The sequence below is a fragment of the Serratia sp. PL7 genome, from assembly GCF_945957435.1.
In genome coordinates this window covers 1-19,634 of the sequence record NZ_CAMFLB010000039.1, presented here as the reverse complement: position 1 = coordinate 19,634, position 19,634 = coordinate 1, and the positions used below count along the sequence as shown (strand labels likewise).

18 protein-coding genes and 2 pseudogenes are annotated in these 19,634 nt (G+C 55.9%); 7 read left to right on the top strand and 13 right to left on the bottom strand.

Going from position 1 to position 19,634, the window contains the following annotated elements; genetic code table 11:
• Window positions 1-45: 45 nt before the first annotated feature.
• Window positions 46-1,428, bottom strand: a complete 1,383-nt coding sequence (gene pgtP / locus N6G83_RS50990; RefSeq protein ID WP_024527122.1) for a phosphoglycerate transporter PgtP — start codon at window positions 1,426-1,428, stop codon at window positions 46-48.
• Between the two features lie 457 nt (window positions 1,429-1,885).
• Between pgtP and N6G83_RS50985 the strand changes: the two genes are divergently transcribed.
• Genes N6G83_RS50985 through pgtA form a run of 3 tightly spaced genes read left to right on the top strand, consistent with a single transcriptional unit; the run spans window position 1,886 to window position 6,359 of the window.
• Window positions 1,886-3,121: an ABC transporter substrate-binding protein gene (locus N6G83_RS50985; protein ID WP_282440806.1), complete on the top strand. Its 1,236-nt coding sequence runs from the start codon at window positions 1,886-1,888 to the stop codon at window positions 3,119-3,121.
• On the top strand, window positions 3,118-5,121 hold the full coding sequence (gene pgtB, locus N6G83_RS50980) for a two-component system sensor histidine kinase PgtB (RefSeq protein ID WP_211135515.1): 2,004 nt from the start codon (window positions 3,118-3,120) through the stop codon (window positions 5,119-5,121). The genes N6G83_RS50985 and pgtB overlap by 4 nt, the downstream gene beginning before the upstream one ends.
• Window positions 5,115-6,359: a two-component system response regulator PgtA gene (pgtA, locus tag N6G83_RS50975; RefSeq protein ID WP_211135516.1), complete on the top strand. Its 1,245-nt coding sequence runs from the start codon at window positions 5,115-5,117 to the stop codon at window positions 6,357-6,359. The genes pgtB and pgtA overlap by 7 nt, the downstream gene beginning before the upstream one ends.
• Here the strand turns inward: pgtA and N6G83_RS50970 are convergent.
• The 11 genes and pseudogenes from N6G83_RS50970 to N6G83_RS50925 all read right to left on the bottom strand — a co-directional run.
• Window positions 6,356-7,327 (bottom strand): annotated as a pseudogene (locus N6G83_RS50970) (ATP-binding protein); the annotation flags it as partial. The gene pgtA and the pseudogene N6G83_RS50970 overlap by 4 nt on opposite strands.
• 86 nt (window positions 7,328-7,413) lie before the next feature.
• Window positions 7,414-7,675: pseudogene (locus tag N6G83_RS55010) on the bottom strand (sensor histidine kinase); the annotation flags it as partial.
• 5 nt (window positions 7,676-7,680) lie between these two features.
• Entirely contained in the window at window positions 7,681-8,361 is a 681-nt protein-coding gene (locus tag N6G83_RS50965) for a response regulator transcription factor (RefSeq protein ID WP_024527117.1), read from the bottom strand.
• Between the two features lie 208 nt (window positions 8,362-8,569).
• The gene (gene cysM / locus N6G83_RS50960; protein WP_039995377.1) at window positions 8,570-9,451 is read right to left on the bottom strand and encodes a cysteine synthase CysM; all 882 of its coding nucleotides are present in this window, start codon (window positions 9,449-9,451) and stop codon (window positions 8,570-8,572) included.
• Between the two features lie 68 nt (window positions 9,452-9,519).
• On the bottom strand, window positions 9,520-10,608 hold the full coding sequence (gene cysA / locus N6G83_RS50955; protein WP_211135519.1) for a sulfate/thiosulfate ABC transporter ATP-binding protein CysA: 1,089 nt from the start codon (window positions 10,606-10,608) through the stop codon (window positions 9,520-9,522).
• Window positions 10,598-11,473, bottom strand: a complete 876-nt coding sequence (cysW, locus tag N6G83_RS50950) for a sulfate/thiosulfate ABC transporter permease CysW (protein WP_021807067.1) — start codon at window positions 11,471-11,473, stop codon at window positions 10,598-10,600. Before cysW ends, cysA begins: the two co-directional genes overlap by 11 nt.
• On the bottom strand, window positions 11,473-12,306 hold the full coding sequence (gene cysT, locus N6G83_RS50945) for a sulfate/thiosulfate ABC transporter permease CysT (protein WP_024527114.1): 834 nt from the start codon (window positions 12,304-12,306) through the stop codon (window positions 11,473-11,475). Before cysT ends, cysW begins: the two co-directional genes overlap by 1 nt.
• Complete coding sequence (locus tag N6G83_RS50940; RefSeq protein ID WP_024527113.1) at window positions 12,306-13,328, bottom strand: sulfate ABC transporter substrate-binding protein; 1,023 nt, start codon at window positions 13,326-13,328, stop codon at window positions 12,306-12,308. The genes cysT and N6G83_RS50940 overlap by 1 nt, the downstream gene beginning before the upstream one ends.
• 283 nt (window positions 13,329-13,611) lie before the next feature.
• Window positions 13,612-14,511 carry a Dyp-type peroxidase gene (locus N6G83_RS50935; protein WP_024527112.1) on the bottom strand — a complete coding sequence of 300 codons (900 nt, stop codon included), beginning with the start codon at window positions 14,509-14,511 and terminating at the stop codon, window positions 13,612-13,614.
• Window positions 14,512-14,671: 160 nt separating this feature from the next.
• Window positions 14,672-15,256 (bottom strand): RpoE-regulated lipoprotein, encoded by a 585-nt coding sequence (locus N6G83_RS50930; protein ID WP_211135520.1) that lies wholly within the window; start codon window positions 15,254-15,256, stop codon window positions 14,672-14,674.
• A 120-nt stretch (window positions 15,257-15,376) separates the two neighbouring features.
• On the bottom strand, window positions 15,377-15,841 hold the full coding sequence (locus tag N6G83_RS50925; protein ID WP_024527110.1) for a DUF2919 domain-containing protein: 465 nt from the start codon (window positions 15,839-15,841) through the stop codon (window positions 15,377-15,379).
• Window positions 15,842-15,999: 158 nt separating this feature from the next.
• Here N6G83_RS50925 and N6G83_RS50920 point away from each other — a divergent pair, with 158 nt between their 5' ends.
• On the top strand, window positions 16,000-16,398 hold the full coding sequence (locus N6G83_RS50920; protein ID WP_024527109.1) for a YgiW/YdeI family stress tolerance OB fold protein: 399 nt from the start codon (window positions 16,000-16,002) through the stop codon (window positions 16,396-16,398).
• Window positions 16,399-16,437: 39 nt separating this feature from the next.
• Here the strand turns inward: N6G83_RS50920 and N6G83_RS50915 are convergent, their stop codons facing one another.
• Complete coding sequence (locus N6G83_RS50915) at window positions 16,438-16,863, bottom strand: GNAT family acetyltransferase (RefSeq protein ID WP_024527108.1); 426 nt, start codon at window positions 16,861-16,863, stop codon at window positions 16,438-16,440.
• Window positions 16,864-17,092: 229 nt separating this feature from the next.
• On the opposite strand from N6G83_RS50915, the gene amiA reads away from it, so the two are divergent.
• The 3 genes from amiA to N6G83_RS50900 all read left to right on the top strand — a co-directional run bounded on the left by amiA (window position 17,093) and on the right by N6G83_RS50900 (window position 19,418).
• Window positions 17,093-17,974, top strand: a complete 882-nt coding sequence (gene amiA / locus N6G83_RS50910; RefSeq protein WP_024527107.1) for an N-acetylmuramoyl-L-alanine amidase AmiA — start codon at window positions 17,093-17,095, stop codon at window positions 17,972-17,974.
• 68 nt (window positions 17,975-18,042) lie between these two features.
• A complete protein-coding gene (gene hemF / locus N6G83_RS50905) occupies window positions 18,043-18,963 on the top strand; it encodes an oxygen-dependent coproporphyrinogen oxidase (RefSeq protein ID WP_211135521.1) in 921 nt (306 codons plus the stop codon).
• Window positions 18,963-19,418 (top strand): YaiI/YqxD family protein, encoded by a 456-nt coding sequence (locus N6G83_RS50900; protein ID WP_024527105.1) that lies wholly within the window; start codon window positions 18,963-18,965, stop codon window positions 19,416-19,418. The genes hemF and N6G83_RS50900 overlap by 1 nt, the downstream gene beginning before the upstream one ends.
• Window positions 19,419-19,634: the final 216 nt, after the last annotated feature.

Below are 19,634 nucleotides of genomic sequence, written 5' to 3'. Positions count from 1 at the left end.
TGGCGCCTTTATCGGCGCCATTTTTTTATCCAGAATTTCTAAGCCCTACTGCGCTACCAGCGGCTCCGCTTGTAGCTCCTGTTGCTGTCTTTCACGCTCCAAAGCCAATACGCCACGATGTGACAGATAGCAGAACAAGATGCAGCACACCACGCCGCCCATCAGCAGATAAAAGCCTCCATGCCATCCCATGTTATCAACCATCACGCCAAACAGGCTGGTGCCCAGCGTGGCCCCAAAGATATAGCTCATAAAGCCTCGCAGGCCAACGGCGGAGCCGACAGCAAAGCTGGGAACGATCTCCATCGTCTGTACCGAAGCCAGGAACTGTGGCACATAGATCAGGCAACCGACGATGGCGGCAAAGATGGTGACCATCAACAGCGAGTCACTCTTCCAGTAACCAATCAGGCAGATAAAAATCATCACCATGCAGATCATCGCCAGCGGCATACGGCGTCCCTTGAACAGCTTATCCGACAGCCACCCAGCCAACAATGTGGACGGGATCGCCGCCCATTCAAAGAACAAAAACGCGATGCTCATCTGCTCTTTGGAAAAATGTTTTTCGGTGAGCAGGTAGATGGGCAGCCAACTGATCATGCCAAAGCGCACCATGTAGACAAATACGTCCACCAGCGAGACATACCAGGCATTTTTATTACGCAGGACATAAGTACAGAAGATCTGGAAGGCGCTCATATTTTCCGGTGCCTGCTCCTGCACACCGGTTTTCACCCTGATGGTTTCTTCCGGCATCATTTGTTCCAGGGCTGGCAAACCTTCACTGCGCGGGGAGCCTTTACCCAGCCACAGCACCACCAAAGCAAACAGCACTGCCACGCCCGCTGGGACGATATAGCTGGCACTCTGCCAGTGTTCACTGCCCAACACCGCAAAAGCCACGCCAACGATGGGGGCCACCACCCCACCGCCGATATTGTGGGATATATTCCAAAATGCGCCAACGCGGCCGCGCTCACGGCGTGGGAACCAGTTGGCGATGGTAATGAACGAAGGGCCTACGCCCATCCCCTGGAACAGGCCGTTAAACACCACCAATGCGGCAAAGATCCAGAAAGCTGAGCTGAACCCCAAACCGACGTTGACGATGGCACACAGCACCAGGCCACAGGCCATAAACACTTTGGGATTGGCCTTATCGGCCAGGCTGCTCATCACTCCTTTGCTGATGCCGTAGGCAATCAGCATGCAACTGCTCAACATGCCGATCTGCGTCGCACTCAGATCCAGATGCTCTTTCAGGTAGGGCGTCGAAAGGGTGAAGTTGTTACGCACGATGTAATAGGCCAGGTAGCCCAAAAAGACGCTCAGTAACGCCTGCATGCGATAACGCTGGTAGGTTGCCTGCACCTGTTCTGGCGGAACACGCTTTGCCGCCGCGCTAGGTTTTAATAATGAAAACATGTTATTCCCCTGTGAGGTTTATCTGTACTGGCTCAATGCGTCTGCTATTTATTAATAACGCTCGCAGCGGATGGTGTAATTAATTCATTAATAAGACAAGCCCCGTAATATGTGTCAAAATTGACTCAAACCCAAAACAAATAAGCCCATTTTTGACCCATCAATTAACATTACCATTATTAACCAAAAGCCAGTTCGCTCACCTCCCCGCGCCAGAGCGCCACAGCAATGCGGTTGCACACCAAGCCAGCCCACCAGTGGCGATGTTTTTGAAGGTGTTAACAGTATTGATGGTCTATCAATGGTAATATCCTGGCTTCATCAACGTTATAACCCCGGCTAAATCCTATTGGTTCACGAAAATATTTTTGTCCCAAATGTTTTGCGGGTTATTTTTATCGTCATTGCGATTTTATGAATAAGATCACAAACGATGAGGTCGAGGGAGAATTTTATTATGCGTGCAACGCTCATTTTTACGGCAATGGTCTGCTGGCTGTTATCCAGTGTCGCCGGAGCCAAAAGAAATGAACTGGTGATGGCCACTACCTTTTCACCAGAGGCAACCGCCTACCTCATCAGCCGTTGGCAAGGCCAGCCTCAGTCGGTGGTCATCCGCACGCTGAACCGCACCAGCAGTTCCCTGGAACAACTGCTCGACAGCACCGGCAGCGACAACGTCGATCTGGTACTGACCTCCTCCCCCATGCTGCTCCAGCACCTGCAACAGCATCAGCGTCTGGCAAACTATGAGGGTGCTCCGGAACAATCACAGCGGCTGGTACCTGAACCTATCCGCAATACCGCCGTGGCGGTGGCCATTTCGGGCTTTGGCCTGCTAATCAACCGCACCAATCTGGCAGAGAAACGGCTGCCGCTGCCAGACGATTGGGACGATCTGACCGATGCCCGCTACCAGGGTGCTTTGCTGATGAGCAGCCCTTCCCGCTCGGATACCAACCACCTGATGGTGGAATCGCTGTTGCAACAGCGGGGCTGGCAATCTGGCTGGCAAACGATGCTATCGGCGGCCGGTAACCTGATCACCATCTCTTCGCGCAGCTTTGGCGTGGCGGATAAAGTCAAAAGCGGCCTGGGTTCCGTTGGGCCGATTATCGATAACTACGCCAATCTACTGCTCGACGATCCGCATCTGGCCTTCCATTATTTCCCTCAGGCCGCGGCCTCCCCCACCTATATTGCCGTAACGAGCAATAGCCATTATCCCGCTGAGGCCCGGCGCTTTATACAGTTTCTGCTCAGCCCGCAGGGGCAACGGGTTCTGGCAGATACCAGCACGGGAAAATACCCTGTGGTTCCATTGCCGGCAGATAACCCACGTTTTGCGCAACAGCAAAAGCTGTTACAGCGGCCACCGCTGAATTACTCCCTAATTTTGCAACGTCAGCGCCTGGTGCAAAAGCTGTTTGATACGGCCATCAGCTTCCGCCTGTCTCAGCTCAAGGACGCCTGGAAAGCGTTGCATGGCGCTGAAAGCCGCCTCAAACGGCCTTTGCCGGAAATCCGTGCATTGTTGACCGCTATTCCTGTCACCCAGGCCCAAAGCGAAGATCCTCAGTACCTTAAACAGTTTGCGGCACGTAGCGAGAGTGAGCAGCAAGTCATGGAATGGCAGCTGTTCTTTCAGCAGCAGCAGAGAAAGGCCATCAAGGCGCTGGAAGAGTTGAAATGAGCCGTTTATTGCCGCGCTTCTTTAAACGCCTGACCATCAGCGCCTGCCTGCGGGGAGCCTTTCTCACCGGCGCGCTGCTGACGCTTACCGTCAGCGGGGTCAGCCTATACTCCTGGCATGAGCAAAGCTCGCAGGTCCGCTATGCGCTGGATGATTACTTTCCACGCATCCAATCTTCGTTCGTGATCGAAAGCAATCTGAACACGCTGGTCGATCAGCTCAATGAATTTTTGCAGGCCGCCAATACCAATGCCCGCCTACAGTTGAGAAATCAGATCGTCGGCCATTTGGAACAAATCGAGCAGGCCAGCATGCTGTTGGATAACCCTGAACGTCAGCAAATTCAGGCGACGCTGGCAGAAAGCCGCCAACTGTTGGGCCGATTGGACAACGCGCTGTACAACATGTTTATCGCCGGGGAAAAGGTCAATGAGATCGCCGCGCGCATCAGTTGGCTACATGATGACTTCACCACCGAGCTGAATTCGCTGGTGCAGGATTTCAGTTGGCAACAGGGGGCATTGCTCGATCAGATGGAGACAGGCTCTGGCCAGGTATTCCCCCGATTGCAGGCTAGTTTGCGCGAAGTACAAAGTGAACAACAGCAGGTCTATGCCCTGGCACGCATCGAGAACCAGATCGCCGATGCCCTGCGCGATCGCCTCAACGAGCTGCAATCCGGCGCTGAAGAGCCCACCTCGGTTGCCGAGCATGTACGTTACCTAGCCTATCTGCAAAAGACGGCGAACGAAAATATGCAGGGGTTGCAGGCTCATCCCAGTACCATCACGCTACGGCAAACCATCGACGAACTGCTGGAGACCGGCATTGCCGAAAACAGTATGCCCGCAGCGATGAAAAACTATCATCAGGCGCAACAGGCACTTACGCTGGCCACTCAGGCCAAGGAGGCCACGCTTGCCCGCTTTCGCACACAGCTGGAATCGCAACTGAGTAACAGCCACCAGCAGATGCAGACCTTTAACCATCGCCTGGAGCAAATCATCCGCGTCAGCGGCAGGCTAATTGTGATCGCCACCCTGCTGGCGATGTTATTGGTGTATTTGCTCAATCACTACTTTATCCGTTCCCGCCTGGTCAAGCGTTTTACCCAGCTGAACCAGGTGGTGGTGCGTATCGGCCTTGGGGAAACCAACGCGGCGATCCCGGTTTACGGTGGCGATGAACTGGGCCGCATCGCACGTCTGTTGCGGCGCACCCTAGGCCAATTGAACCAGCAAAAATCCCGGCTGGAGCAGGAAATTACCGAGCGCAAGGGCATTGAGCTGCATTTGCGTGCCACGCAGGATGAGCTGGTGCAGGCCGCCAAGCTGGCCGTGGTTGGGCAGACCATGACCACCCTGGCCCATGAGATCAATCAGCCGCTGAACGCTCTATCGATGTACCTGTTTACCGCTCGTCATGCGGTGGAGAAACAACAACCAGAGGCGGCCGCGCTGGCCCTGACCAAAGCAGACGGTCTGATTGGCCGCATGGATGCCATCATCCGCATGCTGCGGCAATTCACCCGGCGAACGGAACAGGATAGCCCCTCTCAGCCCGTTGATTTGCGCCAGTCATTCATCGCCGCCTGGGAGTTGCTGGCTCTTCGCCACCAACCGCTGCACGGGGAACTGCGGCTACCGGAAGGTGCGCCAAATGTGTTAGGCGATGAGGTGCGCATTCAGCAGGTGTTGGTCAATCTGATGAGCAACGCGTTGGATGCCTGCCAGGAACGACCGCTATTGCAGATAAGCTGGCAACACCACGAGTCCGGGTGGCAGATCATGCTGTGGGATAACGGGCCTGGCTGGCCGCTGGCGCGGGCTGAATCGTTACTCAAACCTTTCACCACCAGCAAATCGGTAGGTTTGGGGATTGGCCTGTCCATCTCGCTTTCGCTGATGCAGCAAATGGGCGGTAGCCTGCATCTGGCCTCTACGCTGACGCAAAACGCCTGCGTCGTTTTACAGTTTCAACCGGTGGATCAACCATGTTAAGCCAACAAGCGCAAATTCTGTTAATCGACGACGATGCCGACGTCCTAGATGCCTATACCATGCTGCTCAACCAGGCAGGCTATCAGGTTCAGGCCTGTAGTAACCCACTTAAGGCACAGGAAATGCTCGGTGAGGAGTGGCCAGGGATCGTTATCAGCGATGTCTGTATGCCTGGCTGTTCCGGAATTGAGCTGATGGCGCTACTGCTCGCTCACGATGCCTGTTTACCGGTGTTGTTGATCACTGGCCATGGCGATGTGCCGATGGCGGTTGAAGCGGTGAAAAAAGGGGCCTGGGACTTCCTGCAAAAACCGGTCAACCCGGCCCAGCTACTCGAACAGGTCGCCACCGCGCTGGCCCAGAGACGTTCTTACATTGCCCGTCGTCGTTGGCAGCAAGAACAGCTGCAGAGCAATCTGATTGGCCGTAGTGAGTGGGTAAAGCAGCTACGAGTGCGTTTGCAGCAGGTGGCCGAAACCGATTTGGCGGTTTACCTGCAAGGGGAGCTAGGGGTCGGCAGGACTTTGGCAGCACGTTATTTACACCGTATGAGCCATCGTAGCGAACAGCCGTTGATCGTGGGTGAATTGACGCCAGGGGGTGAGGCACCGTTAGAGCAATGGATTGAGCAGGTAAGCGGCGGGACGCTGATTTTACGCCACCTTGAGCACTTGTCTATCCCCCAGCAGGCGCGGCTGATCCAGCTCCAGGGGCAAGACCCGCTCCCCTTCCGGCTGATCGGCACTGGGACTTCACCGTTGGTGGAGCTGGCCGCCGGGCATACCCTCCTGCCCGATTTCTATTACTGCTTTGCCATGACCCAAATCGCCTGCCTGCCGCTTTCTCTGCGTCCCGACGATATAGAGCCGTTGTTCCGCCACTACCTGGAACAGGCCTGCCTGCGCCTTAACCATCCGTTGCCGGATCTGCCAGCCGAGTTGATTAAGCGTTTGGTCAAAAGGATATGGCCAAATAACGTGCGCGAGCTGGCCAATGCCGCAGAGCTGTTTGCCGTCGGGGTGATGCCACTGGCAGAGACCGCCAATCCGCTGTTACACGGATCCGATCCCGCTCCGCTGGATCAGCGTATCGAAGACTATGAGCGCCAGATCATTACCGAGGCGTTGAACCTGCATCAGGGGCGGATTAATGAGGTGTCCGAGTATTTACAGATCCCGCGTAAAAAGCTCTACCTGCGGATGAAAAAGTACGATCTGGACAAGCAGCATTATCGTTAAATTGGCCAGCGCGGTACCCGCAGCGTGATCACCAACCCCCCCTGTTCGCCATTGTGTGCCTCAACCTGCCCACCATGGGCCAGCACCACTTTGCGAGCGATCGCCAAACCCAGGCCATAGCCCTTGCCAGACATCGCCGACTTTACCCGAACGAAGGGATCAAAGATGCTGGACAGCTTCGACTCCTCCACGCCCGGCCCCTGATCGCGGACCTGGATCTGGAACAATTGGTCGATACGCGACAGCACCACCGTCACGCTCTGGCCGTGACTGGAAAAGCGCAGGGCATTACGCACAATGTTCTCAACCGCACGGCGCATCAACTCGGCATTGCCTTTTACGGTGTACTCCACGTCGGAACTGGCCTGCAACACGATCTCTACGCCGGGGATTTGCGCCTCGTAGCGCGCATCGTTAACCACCGCGTCCACCAACCCATAAAGATCGAAATACTCCTCATCATTCGACAGGCCGCTGTTCTCGGTGCGTGACAGCGCCAACAGTTCGCCGATCATCTTGTCCAACCGCCCGGCTTCATGCTCGATACGCTGCAACGAGTTCTCCACGTTACCCGGATTTTGCCGCCCCAGGCCGATGGCTAGCTGCAAGCGGGCTAATGGGGAGCGCAACTCATGGGAGACATCATGCAGCAATTGCTCACGGGCGCTAACCAATACCTCCAGCCGCTCTGCCATGCTGTCAAAGTCACGCGCCACCTCAGAAAGCTCGTCATGTCGCCGCCGCATCGCCGGGAACAGCCGCACCGCCAGATCGCCCTGCGCTACCCGCTCAAAACCGACGCGCAGTTGGCGCATCGGGCGCGTCAGGTTCCAGGCCAACATAGCGCTGAACAGCAAGCCCCCCAGCCCACCGACCCACAGCATCGGCTCCGGAATATTCAGCAAACGCCAAGGCTTGGCTGGCCGATATTCGGCCCGCAGCCCCTCCACATCGTAGCTCAACAGGTAACCCTGATTGTCCGCCCCCTTGACCCACTCCACCATCTTGGTAGGCCGAGGTGCCTGGTTTTGATCTGGCTGCTCGGCTGGAGGTTGGGCCATAGGCGTCACGCTAAAGAAGCGGCGCTCGACTTCAGGCCAGTCGGCGACCATCGCGTTCAATGCTGGCATGCCACCACTGTGTAACACGGAGGCCGCAGAGGTCAGTTGCAGATTGACAATGCGCCGAGCCATGTTGTTTTCCGGCGATTCATGGCGATTGCCATAGAACGCGAACGTCACCCACAGCGCCTGGGTCATGATGATAAACGTCAGCCAGAAACCGAGCAGGATTTTCCAGAACAGTCTTCCGCGCATCGGCATTACCTGATGCGGTAACCGATACTGCGCACGGTTTCAATGCTCAGTCGGTTATCGGTTAGCGCGCCCAGCTTCTGGCGGATATTGCTGATATGTACATCCACGCTGCGATCGTAAGCCTCGCGTGGCCGCCCCAGCCCTTTCTCTGACAGTTCATCCTTCGACACTACTCGTTCAGGAGAGCGCAGCAGTAACTCCAGCAAGTTGAATTCTGAGGCGGTGAGATCAAATGCCTTACCCTGCCAGGCACTGCTGCGGGTGGACGGGTTGAGCGTCAATTCATTAAATTTCAGGGTCGAGACTTTATCCACCGCTTCCGGCTGCTCTTCAAATCGGCGCAGCACCGCACGCAGGCGTGCCACCAGTTCGCGTGGGTAACAAGGCTTGGGCACATAGTCGTCGGCCCCCATCTCCAGCCCGATCACCCGGTCGATATTGTCTCCCTTGGCCGTCAGCATGATGATCGGCAAACGGCTCTTTTTGCGAACCTCGCGCAGCACGTCGATCCCGCTCATGTCCGGCAGCATGATGTCGAGGATCATTGCGGTATAATCGCCAGAAAGCGCCCCATCCACTCCGGCCTTGCCAGTCAGCACCAGGGACGCGTTGAATCCTTCAGCCGTCAGGTATTCGCTCAGCATGGTGCCAAGTTCCAGATCGTCATCGACCAATAAAATTTTCATGCCCATTCCTCCGCTGGTTTACCGCCATTTTCGCGTCTATTGTGGCTGTACGCAGCCGGTTTTACCTAATCCTTACACATTGACATTCTCCCGGCACAAATGAAAGACGGGGCTTATGGCTCAGGGGATACTCGATCTTGAGGGGATAAATGGCAGAGGTTGGGGAATAGGTAGAGAGTCTCGCTCCTCCCTACCGATTATCGCTCAGCTAGGAAAATACGCCGGTAGACAGGTAGCGGTCACCGCGATCGCAGATAATAGCGACAATGACGCTGCCAGGGTTGGCCGCAGCAACGCGCAACGCCCCAGCTACGGCTCCACCAGAGCTGACACCGCAGAAAATACCTTCCCGCTGCGCCAGTTGGCGCATGGTCTGTTCGGCTTCGCTTTGTGCCATATCCAACACCTGATCCACCAGCTCCGGGCGGAAAATACCCGGCAGATAGGCCGGTGCCCAACGGCGGATACCCGGGATGCTGCTGCCTTCTGCAGGCTGTAAACCGATGATATTCACCTGCGGATTTTGGCTTTTCAGGTAGCCGCCAACGCCGGTAATGGTGCCGGTAGTGCCCATGCTGGAAACGAAATGAGTGATACGACCGGCGGTCTGCTGCCAGATTTCCGGGCCGGTAGTGGTGAAATGCGCGTAGGGGTTATCCAGATTGTTGAACTGATCCAACACCTTGCCCTGCCCCTGCTGCTGCATCTCCAGCGCCAGGTCACGCGCCCCCTCCATCCCCTGCTCACGGCTGACCAGGATCAGTTCAGCACCATAAGCTCGCATCGCTGCCTGGCGTTCCATGCTCATGTTTTCCGGCATTAGCAGCTTCAGCGTGTAGCCTTTCATTGCACAGATCATCGCCAGCGCGATGCCGGTATTGCCACTGGTGGCCTCGATCAGCGTATCGCCCGGCTGGATTTCACCGCGCAGTTCCGCCTGCTGGATCATCCCCAGCGCGGCCCGATCCTTGACCGACCCCGCCGGATTGTTGCCCTCCAGCTTGAGCCAGATTTCACTGTCCAGCCCTTCGGCCAGTCGTTGTAGTTTTACTAACGGTGTATTACCGATGCATTGTTCCAGCGTGGTCACAATCATTGCCTGCGTATAATGTAAAAAGGCAACCCTGGGTTGCCTTAAATGGGAATGGTTAGAAATTATCAGGCGCTTTTCGCTAACGCAACCGGTTGTAACAGTTGTTCACCGGCGTAAAGGCGGGCATTCAGGCTGCCAACGTAGTAACGGTCCCCGCGCGCCGGTGCGACATGGCCTTCTGACATAATCACGCTGATAGGCTCCTGATGCCAACCAATCGGCTGCACGGTCAACTGCCAGAAGTGGCCACGCGGGCTGACTTCCAACACCTGTACCGGTAATGGACAACGGGCGCTGCAATCGGTGCCAATCTCCATTTCCCACGGGCGCAGGAACAGATCGACGCTGCCTTGGTGCATTGGCTGGAACGACAGCGGCCATTGGTGAGCGCCCACAAACAACTGTGAACCACGGATGTCACCGTTCAGGCGGTTAACTTCGCCCATAAACTCCAGCACGAAGCGGGTCGCGGGTTCACGCATGATCTCGGTCGGTGAACCTACCTGCTCGATATTCCCCTGGCTCATCACCACGATGCGATCGGCGACTTCCATCGCTTCTTCCTGATCGTGAGTCACGAACACGCTGGTGAACTTCAGTTCTTCATGCAGTTGACGCAGCCAGCGGCGCAGTTCTTTACGCACCTGGGCATCCAGCGCACCAAACGGCTCGTCCAGCAGCAGGATCTGGGGCTCCACCGCCAGCGCGCGCGCCAAGGCGACACGTTGCTTCTGGCCGCCGGAAAGCTGTGAAGGGTAGCGGTTAGCCAGATGACCCAACTGCACCATCTCCAGCAACTGCTCCACTTTCTGTTTGATCGCCGCCGCATTCGGACGCTCACGGCGTGGCAAGACGCTCAGGCCAAAAGCGATATTGTCGAAAACCGTCATATGACGGAACAGCGCGTAGTGTTGGAACACGAAGCCGACGCGACGATCGCGCGCATGCACGCGGCTGACGTCGGTGCCGTGGAAACCCAGCTTACCGCTGCTCTGGCTTTCCAGCCCGGCGATAATACGCAGCAAGGTGGTCTTGCCCGAACCGGATGGGCCTAACAGCGCCACCATCTCACCGGAAGGAATATCGAGCGAGATATCGTTCAATACCTTGGTACGGCCAAAAGACTTGTTGATACCGTTAATCTCAATGCTCATGATTTTCCTCCCGCTCAAGACGCGCATCCTGACGCGCCAGGCGCCATTGCAGTCCGCTTTTCAGAAATAGGGTGACTATCGCCATCAGGGTCAACAGTGCCGCAGCGGTAAATGCCCCGGCGGTGTTGTAATCCTGATGCAGTAATTCCACTTGCAGTGGCAAGGTATAGGTTTCGCCACGGATAGAGCCGGACACCACCGATACTGCGCCAAACTCGCCAATCGCGCGGGCGTTGGTCAGCACCACGCCATACAGCAATGCCCAACGGATGTTCGGTAAGGTGACGCGGCGGAACATCTGCCAACCGGAAGCGCCCAACAGCACCGCGGCCTCGTCTTCCTGGCTGCCCTGGCTCATCATCAGTGGCACCAGTTCACGGACCACAAACGGGCAGGTCACGAATATTGTCACCAGCACCATGCCCGGCCAGGCGAACATCAGTTGAATGTCATGGGCATCCAGCCAGCCGCCGATCGGGCCGTTGGTACCGTAAAACAGCAGATACAGCAGCCCCGCGACCACCGGCGACACCGCAAACGGCATATCGAACAGTGTCAGCAGCAGTTGGCGGCCAGGGAAGGTAAAGCGCGTCACCAGCCAGGCCAGCAAAGTACCGAACACCAGGTTGACTGGCACGGTGATCAGCGCCACCAGCACCGTCAACCAAATGGCGTGCAGCATGTCCGGGTCCGAAAGGTTATGCCACACGGCACCCACGCCGGAGGAAAATGCCTCGATAAAGATCATCACCATCGGCACGACCAGCAGCAGGATGGAGAACAGCGCGCCAATGGCAATCAGCGTCCATTTCCCCCAATTTACGCGTGGGCGCTCTGCGCCGTTCAGGGCGGTAACATCAGCCATCAGTGCCCTCCAATTCGGCGGCCAAAGCGGCTCTGTAGGGTGTTAATGGCGAACAGCAGCAGCAGTGACGCCGCCAGGATCACCGAGGCAATCGCACTAGCGGCCGGGTAATCGAACTCCTGTAAGCGCACAAAAATCATCAATGAGGTCACTTCGGTTTTCCAGGCGATGTTGCCAGCGATAAATATCACCGCACCAAATTCTCCCAGACTGCGGGTAAACGACAACGCCGTACCGGCGAGCAGCGCTGGCGCAACCTCTGGCAATACCACGCGGCGGAAGCTCTGCCAGCGGGTAGCCCCGAGCGTTTCAGCGGCCTCTTCATATTCCGGCCCCAACTCTTCCAGCACCGGTTGCACCGTGCGCACCACGAAAGGAATGCTGGTAAAAGCCATCGCCACCGCAATCCCCAACCAGGTGAAGGAAACCTTGATATCAAAATGAGCCAGCCATTGGCCGTACCAACCGGTGGTAGAAAACAGCCCTGCCAAGGTCAGGCCGGCCACAGCTGTAGGCAATGCAAACGGCAAATCCATCAGGCCATCCAGCAAGGAACGGCCGGGGAACTCGTAACGAGTGAGGATCCAGGCCATCAGCATGCCAAACACCGCGTTGAAAATGCTGGCAACTCCGGCTGCCAGCAGCGTCACTTTATAGGCCGCGACGACCTGCGGATTGGTGATCACTTCCCAATACTGTGCCAGACTCATCTGCGCCAACTGCATCACCAGCGCGCTGAGCGGCAACAACAAAATCAGGCAGGTGAAAAGCAGACTGCTTCCCAAACTGAGAGTAAACCCAGGCAGAACCCGCTTGCTGGCCATCGAAAACATTACTTATGCCCTGCCGCTAACAGTTGGTCCAATTCTCCGCCGGTTGCAAAGTGGGCACTCATCACCTGTGGCCAGCCACCGAACTGATCTTCCACGCTGAACAGCTTGGTCTCAGGGAACTGGCCTTTGGCCGCCGCCATCACCTGTGGGTCATTGACGCGATAATAGAAGCTGGTGATCAGTTTCTGGGCCGCCGGACTGTAGAGATAGTTCAGGTATTCTTTGGCCACCTGCTCGGTGCCGTTTTTCTCGACGTTTTTGTCCACCCAGGCCACCGGGAACTCCGCCAGAATATCAACCGGCGGCACGATCACTTCATATTTGTCTGCGCCGTACTGCTTGCGGATATTGTTCACTTCGGATTCAAAGCTGATCAGCACGTCGCCCAGGCCACGCTCGACAAAGGTCGTCGTTGCACCACGGCCACCGGTATCAAACACCACCACGTTTTTCAGGAAACGGGTCATGAACTCGCGGGTCTTGGCCTGATCGTTGCCGTCAGCCTGGCTGGCAGCGCCCCAGGCGGCCAGATAGGTATAGCGGCCATTTCCGGAGGTTTTCGGGTTCGGGAATACCAGCTTCACGTCATCACGCACCAGATCGCTCCAGGTGTGGATGCCTTTCGGGTTGTCCTTGCGCACCAGGAACGCCATGGTGGAATAGAAGGGAGAGCTGTTGTTCGGCAGGCGTTGCTGCCAATCTGCCGGGATCAGTTGGCCGCGATCGTGCAGGATTTGCACATCACTGACCTGGTTATAGGTGACCACATCGGCACGCAGCCCCTGCAAGATCGCCAGCGCCTGTTTGGAAGAACCGGCGTGGGACTGTTTGATGGTCAGTTTGTCGTTCGGATGCTGCTGATCCCACTGTTTTTCAAAGCCAGGGTTCAGCGCAGCAAACAGTTCGCGGGAGACGTCATAAGAGCTGTTGAGCAATTCTGCCGCCGAAACCGTACCGCTGGCTAACAATGCCGCCACCAGCCACCCTTTCAACAGCGTATTTCTAACCCGGGAATGTTCCATTGCGCACCTTATCACTGAGTCTTACCGCCGGGCTGATGCCCTGATATTGACCAGTGTATTTATAACTTGATGCAGACCTGTAACGCTTTTATATACCGTTTAGTGATTTTCAAGCATCAAACGCTATAAGGCAGGAGGGGAGCGGTTCACCGCAGAGGGAGGGAAAGCCCGGAGCCAGAAGAACTGGCCCAGAGAATGACAATGTTGATGAATTTATTGTAGGGGTGCCGCATGCTGCGCCCGTTTAACAGCGTGCTATACCCCTACATAAAAGCCAATTACATCAAAGCGACATCAGACGCGTCAGCGAAGGGGCAAAGTAGTAGCTCCCGGTCACCGCGCGGCTGAAACGCAGCATCGCGTCGTGTTTGCCGTCCAGCTCGCCGAACATGCTTAACAGCTGCTGTTCGATATTATGCAGGCGCGCGCAATAGGCGATGAAATACAGGCCATGTTTGCCGCTGGCGGTGCCATAAGGCAGGCTCTGGCGCAAAATTTTCAGCCCTTTGCCGTCTTCTTTCAGATCGACACGGCTGACGTGCGAGGTATCTGGCCGTTGATCCGGCGGCAGTTCTTCACTGTCTTGTTTGGTACGGCCAATGATCTGTTCCTGCTGTTCGGTAGTGAAACGCTGCCACTGGCGCAGGTTGTGCTCGTAACGCTGTACCAGCACGTAGCTGCCTCCCTCGTCCTCTTCGCCAGCGCCAATCACCGCGACTTCCGGACGTTGTTCGCCCTGCGGATTTTCGGTACCGTCGATAAAGCCGCTCAGATCGCGCTCTTCTACCCAGCGGAAACCGTGCGTTTCTTCTTCAATACGAATGGTGTTACCAAACGCGGCCAAGGCGGCCTGCGCCAGGGTGAAGTTGACGTCATGACGCAGCGATTGAATATGGATCAGCATATCGCGTTGGGTGGCCGGTGCCAGCCCTTTGCCCAACGGCGTGAAAGGCTTCAGCTCTTTGGCCCCCTGGCCATTGGAGAGATCATGCCAAACGTCGGAGCCAAAAGCGATAACCGCACCTAAGTGGGCATCTGGAAACTGTTGCTGCAACTCGCCAAGCACCTGACAAAACTGTTTGCAACCTTGGCGCAGATCGACGAATTCGCCCTGCACCATCGCTTCCATAAAAATACCAAAACGGCAGTGTTCCAGCAGGATGCCGCTCTGAACCTGTGTCATGTTGATTTCCTCAAGACCTGAATCGGGTAACAGGTTGCCCTGTTATAAACGCGCAATATCATAACGCACAGCAGGCTGATTGCCTTGCCCGAACGCAAAGAAAATAGGGATTTAACGCCAAACGAGGCAGGCACACCGCAAGGTGCGCCCGCAATGAGAATTATTGTGCTTTGGCATGCCAGACGATTTTACTCACCGTCCAGCTCTGCAGAGTATCGTCCGGTGGGATCAGGTCCTGCGGGCCAGCCCATTTACCACTGAAGATATAGCTGACATTGTGGCTTTGCTGTGCCACACACTCGACCTTGCCAGCATCCTCACCTTCGGCTGGTTTACAGGCGCCGTAGGCCTTGTTGAACAGTTCACTAAACGGCGTACCCAACTTACTGCCCCATTCGGTGGCGATCTTGGCATCCATCACGTCAATGCGCTGCACGTGGCCTTTAGGCTCCCCGGTGATCACCAGCTTCACGTCATCGCCGTCCAATGCCTGGAAGTAGGAAACAATCTGCCCTTGATTGGTCGCCATCCCGCCACGCATGCGGTAATTGTTATTCAGGCCCTTGCCAATCGCCGCTTCCGTCATGGGGGTACCAGCCCCCACATCACCGACGCCTTTAGCACTGACCTCTACGCTGCCGCCAAACCAGTTGAACGGCGACAGGCTTGACCAGGAGAAGTTTGACATGGCCGAACAGCCGGTCAACAACAGCGGTAGCCCTAACAACAGTGGGCGAATATTCATTCATAGCTCCTTAACATCAAAGACATCGGCGAAATGCAGCCTCTCATAACCACTGTGGCTGCGCCATCAATTGCCAGGTTGGAGTGCGTAAATTGGGAAAAGTGCCGCAACTTTTAACAATTAACCCGCCTCATCCTGCGGGATAAAACAGGCTTTCAAGCGCCGATTCATTAACAGATACCCCATCGCCAGCACATCCAACAGCGCCAGCAGGAGATCCAACGGAGGTTCATTGCTGTCTTGCTGCCACAGGCTGTACAGCGAGCCGAGCAGCGCTGCCGCCAGCGAAACTATCAGTACCCAACGCCAACTACGCCACAGTCGTGGCCAATGCAGGCGGCGGCCAGCAATCAAAAAGGCCAGCGCCGCAGGCAGCCCAAGCGCAATACCGTACCAAAAGCGCTGAGTATCTGGATAGAACAGTTGTAACAAGCCAGCACCCTGATCGCGTGAGGTGCCCGCCATCACAAACAGTAGCCAGGTACGAGCCTGTAAGATCAGTACGCCCCAAAACCACAGCGGCAACCGTAACATACCGTGCTGATCGTAATCGTCCGGTGAAAACCGGTGTGTTGACGCCTTCAAAGACTTTTCCTTGCCGATGTTATGATTACCCTTGCAAATGGCGACGGTGGCCACCATTTTCAATCTCCAGCTTAAGAAGCTCTTAAGATCCTTATGGTTTAATCAGGTTATGTCCCGCTAACGGGAAATCATTCAGACCACTGATAAGGAAGATCCAGATGAAAAAGATCGCTTTACTCACACTCATCGCATTATGCAGCGCACCGGTTCTAGCTCAACAGGGCGGGTTCCTCGACCCCAACGCAACACCGGCTCAAACGCAAACCAGCCCGCAAGGTGGCTTTTCTGGCCCTAGCGCCACACTGACCACGGTAGATAAGGTCAAATCGATGAGCGATGATACCTGGGTGATGTTGCAGGGCAATATCGAACAGCGCGTGGGGGATGACACCTACACCTTCCGCGACGCCACCGGCACGCTGACGGTAGAGATCGACAGAAAGCGCTGGAACGGCCAGACCATCACCCCAAAAGACAAGGTACAGTTGGAAGGGAAAGTGGATAAGGACTGGAACAACGTGGAAGTCGATGTGAAAAACATCAAAAAACTGCCTTGAACCAGGGCTTGGGGGCGGTGGCAACCACCGCCCTGACGATCAATACTCTTGATCTTCGATCAGGCGTTTCCCCAGACTGGTGATCGCCTGAATTTCGTAGCCGAGCTTTTCATACATTTCGATCACGGTGTCGTTATCTTCACGCACCATCAGCTGAATTTTTGGGCAACCGCGCGCAATCAGCTTTTTCTCCAGCCGATTAATCAACGCATTGGCAATGCCTCGCCCGCGATAGTCTGGATGAACGCCCAGATAATACGCCGAGCCACGGTGGCCATCGTAACCCCCCATCACCGAGCCCACCACCTCGCCGCCCACTTCCGCGACCAAAAACAGATCAGGATCGTGGTTCAGTTTGCGTTCAATATCCATCTCGGGATCGTTCCATGGTCGCAATAGGTCGCAACGCTCCCACAGGGTGATGACCTCTTCAAAGTCGTCTTGCCGAAATACGCGAATTTCCATCGTTGCTCGCTACTGTTAATTAACTTATTTAATACCCTATGGATTTCAAGCTGCAGCGTGAAAGACGACGGGTATATCTGATTATTACGTAATTATTGACTGATACCCGCCGTCTTTCAAGCCGCAGGGTTTTGTCAGGTAATAAATGGCAATAGTTATCAAGTCGATTAATGAGTATCAATACGCTATAACGTCGCGAAATAGATTGATCGAGTTGGAGCCGCGCGTGATGAAAAAACAGAGCAAAACCTACCTCAATTTCAGCCCCCTCACCGCTTCATCGACCCGTCGCCAACTGCTGCTCTCCGGCCTGGCCCTGGCCCTGCTCGGGGGGAAAACCTCAGCCACCCAGGCAAATATGCTGCAACCCAAGCCGCACAGTAAACCACTCCCCAAGGCCACGGGGAGCAGAAGAGTGGTGATGATCGATCCCGGTCACGGCGGTATCGACTCCGGTGCGGTGGGCCATGAAGGCTCACAGGAAAAACACGTGGTGCTGGAAATTGCCAACCACGTGCGGCGTTTTTTGCATGAGCACGAACACGTTGAAGCCCGGCTGACCAGGGAAGAGGACGAATTTATCCCGTTGTTCCAGCGCGTGGAAATCGCCCACCAGCATCAGGCCGATCTGTTTATCTCGATCCATGCCGATGGATTTACCAGCCCGGATGCCGCCGGTGCTTCGGTGTTTGCCCTTTCCAACCGTGGAGCCAGCAGCGCAATGGCACGCTATCTCTCCAATAAGGAAAACGCTGCCGATGACGTCGCGGGGGGCAAATACAAAGATCAGGATAACTATCTACAGCAGGTGTTGTTCGATCTGGTGCAAACCGACACCATCAACAACAGCCTGACCCTGGGCCGCCACGTGCTGGGCCAGATCCGCCCGGTTCACCGCCTGCATAGCGAAAGCACCGAACAGGCGGCGTTTGCCGTATTAAAGTCCCCTTCAATTCCTTCGGTGTTGGTAGAAACCTCGTTTATCACCAACCCCGGTGAGGAGCGCCTGTTAGGCACCACCGCCTTTCGCGAAAAAATTGCCCGCGCCATCGCCGACGGCGTGATCAACTTCTTCCAATATTACGACGCACACCAACGTAAGCCGCGCTAGACCTGCAAAATACGGGGCGAGAAGGTATACTTGTCGCCCCGTTCAGTTACCCGTTGCGAATAACCTGTATGAGTTTACCCACCATTGCCGCAGTAAAATCCTTCCTGCTGGCGTTGCAAGATAATATTTGTGAGCACTTGGCCCAGGCTGATGGCGGCGCCGCTTTTAAGGAAGATCGCTGGACGCGTGAGGAAGGCGGCGGTGGCCGTAGCCGGGTGCTGACCAACGGTAAGGTGTTCGAACAGGCAGGAGTAAACTTTTCCCACGTTTCCGGTGCCACACTGCCCGCCTCAGCCACCGCGCATCGTCCCGAACTGGCCGGGCGCAGCTTTCAGGCGATGGGCGTATCGCTGGTGATCCATCCGCTCAGCCCCTATATACCCACCAGCCATGCCAACGTGCGCTTCTTTATTGCGGAAAAACCGGGTGAAGAGCCCGTTTGGTGGTTTGGCGGTGGCTTTGACCTAACGCCCTTCTATGGCTTTACAGAAGACGCCATTCACTGGCACCGCACCGCGCAACAACTCTGCGCCCCCTTCGGTGACGATGTGTACCCAAAATACAAGAAGTGGTGCGATGACTATTTCTTTATCAAACACCGTAATGAAGCCCGCGGCATCGGCGGCCTATTCTTTGACGATCTGAATACCCCGGATTTCGAAAGCTGTTTCGCGTTTACCCAGGCGGTAGGTGAAGGTTTCCTGGAGGCCTATCTGCCGATCGTGGAAAGACGTAAAGCACTGCCTTGGGGCGACAACGAACGCCAGTTTCAGTTGTATCGCCGTGGCCGCTATGTCGAGTTTAATCTGGTGTGGGATCGCGGTACGCTGTTCGGCCTGCAAACCGGGGGGCGCACCGAATCGATCCTGATGTCGATGCCGCCTTTGGTGCGTTGGGAATATAACTTCCAGCCTGCAACCGACAGCCCGGAAGCCGCGCTATACCGTGACTTTCTGCCAGTGCGCGACTGGCTACAGGAGCAAGAATAATGCAGATTTGGGTCGATGCCGACGCCTGTCCAAACGTGATCAAAGAAGTGCTGTTCCGTGCCGCAGATCGCGCGGCGATGCCAGTTACCCTGGTGGCTAATCAGCCTTTGCGCACGCCCCCTTCCAAATTTATCCGCACCTTGCAGGTTGCAGCGGGATTTGACGTGGCGGATAACGAAATCGTGCGCCGCTGTGAAAAAGGCGATCTGGTGATCACCGCGGATATCCCGCTGGCCGCCGAAGTGATAGAAAAAGGCGCTATCGCCCTGAATCCTCGCGGTGAGCGTTATACGCCAGACACCATTCGTGAACGCCTGAATATGCGTGATTTTATGGATACCCTGCGCTCCAGCGGGATCCAGACCGGGGGGCCGAATACCCTCAACCAGCGCGATAGACAGCAGTTTGCCAATGAGTTGGACAAGTGGCTGCAGCAGGCGAAACGGGCCAATTAGCACCGAGATTACCCCTCACCCTACCCCTCTCCCCAGGGAGAGGGAACCGAACGTGCCACCAATTAGCTTCCGTATCTGACTTGCCACCCATTGACTTCTATATCTGAATTCAACCTTGTATTGGCTGAAGTATGAAACGTGCCACATTCGATTCCCGCACCTGAACGCTGCTCCGGAACAGCTCCCTCTCCCTGTGGGAGGGGACCGAACGTGCCA

What these genes read in the sequence shown, in the direction of transcription:
- cysT (WP_024527114.1), bottom strand. Translation starts at nt 12,306, where the DNA reads ATGTTTTCGATGGCCAGCAAGCGGGTTCTGCCTGGGTTTACTCTCAGT.
- pgtB (WP_211135515.1), top strand. Translation starts at nt 3,118, where the DNA reads ATGAGCCGTTTATTGCCGCGCTTCTTTAAACGCCTGACCATCAGCGCC.
- N6G83_RS50915 (WP_024527108.1), bottom strand. Translation starts at nt 16,863, where the DNA reads ATGGAAATTCGCGTATTTCGGCAAGACGACTTTGAAGAGGTCATCACC.
- cysW (WP_021807067.1), bottom strand. Translation starts at nt 11,473, where the DNA reads ATGGCTGATGTTACCGCCCTGAACGGCGCAGAGCGCCCACGCGTAAAT.
- N6G83_RS50935 (WP_024527112.1), bottom strand. Translation starts at nt 14,511, where the DNA reads ATGACACAGGTTCAGAGCGGCATCCTGCTGGAACACTGCCGTTTTGGT.
- N6G83_RS50965 (WP_024527117.1), bottom strand. Translation starts at nt 8,361, where the DNA reads ATGAAAATTTTATTGGTCGATGACGATCTGGAACTTGGCACCATGCTG.
- pgtA (WP_211135516.1), top strand. Translation starts at nt 5,115, where the DNA reads ATGTTAAGCCAACAAGCGCAAATTCTGTTAATCGACGACGATGCCGAC.
- N6G83_RS50985 (WP_282440806.1), top strand. Translation starts at nt 1,886, where the DNA reads ATGCGTGCAACGCTCATTTTTACGGCAATGGTCTGCTGGCTGTTATCC.
- N6G83_RS50900 (WP_024527105.1), top strand. Translation starts at nt 18,963, where the DNA reads ATGCAGATTTGGGTCGATGCCGACGCCTGTCCAAACGTGATCAAAGAA.
- N6G83_RS50920 (WP_024527109.1), top strand. Translation starts at nt 16,000, where the DNA reads ATGAAAAAGATCGCTTTACTCACACTCATCGCATTATGCAGCGCACCG.
- cysA (WP_211135519.1), bottom strand. Translation starts at nt 10,608, where the DNA reads ATGAGCATTGAGATTAACGGTATCAACAAGTCTTTTGGCCGTACCAAG.
- N6G83_RS50930 (WP_211135520.1), bottom strand. Translation starts at nt 15,256, where the DNA reads ATGAATATTCGCCCACTGTTGTTAGGGCTACCGCTGTTGTTGACCGGC.
- amiA (WP_024527107.1), top strand. Translation starts at nt 17,093, where the DNA reads ATGAAAAAACAGAGCAAAACCTACCTCAATTTCAGCCCCCTCACCGCT.
- hemF (WP_211135521.1), top strand. Translation starts at nt 18,043, where the DNA reads ATGAGTTTACCCACCATTGCCGCAGTAAAATCCTTCCTGCTGGCGTTG.
- N6G83_RS50940 (WP_024527113.1), bottom strand. Translation starts at nt 13,328, where the DNA reads ATGGAACATTCCCGGGTTAGAAATACGCTGTTGAAAGGGTGGCTGGTG.
- pgtP (WP_024527122.1), bottom strand. Translation starts at nt 1,428, where the DNA reads ATGTTTTCATTATTAAAACCTAGCGCGGCGGCAAAGCGTGTTCCGCCA.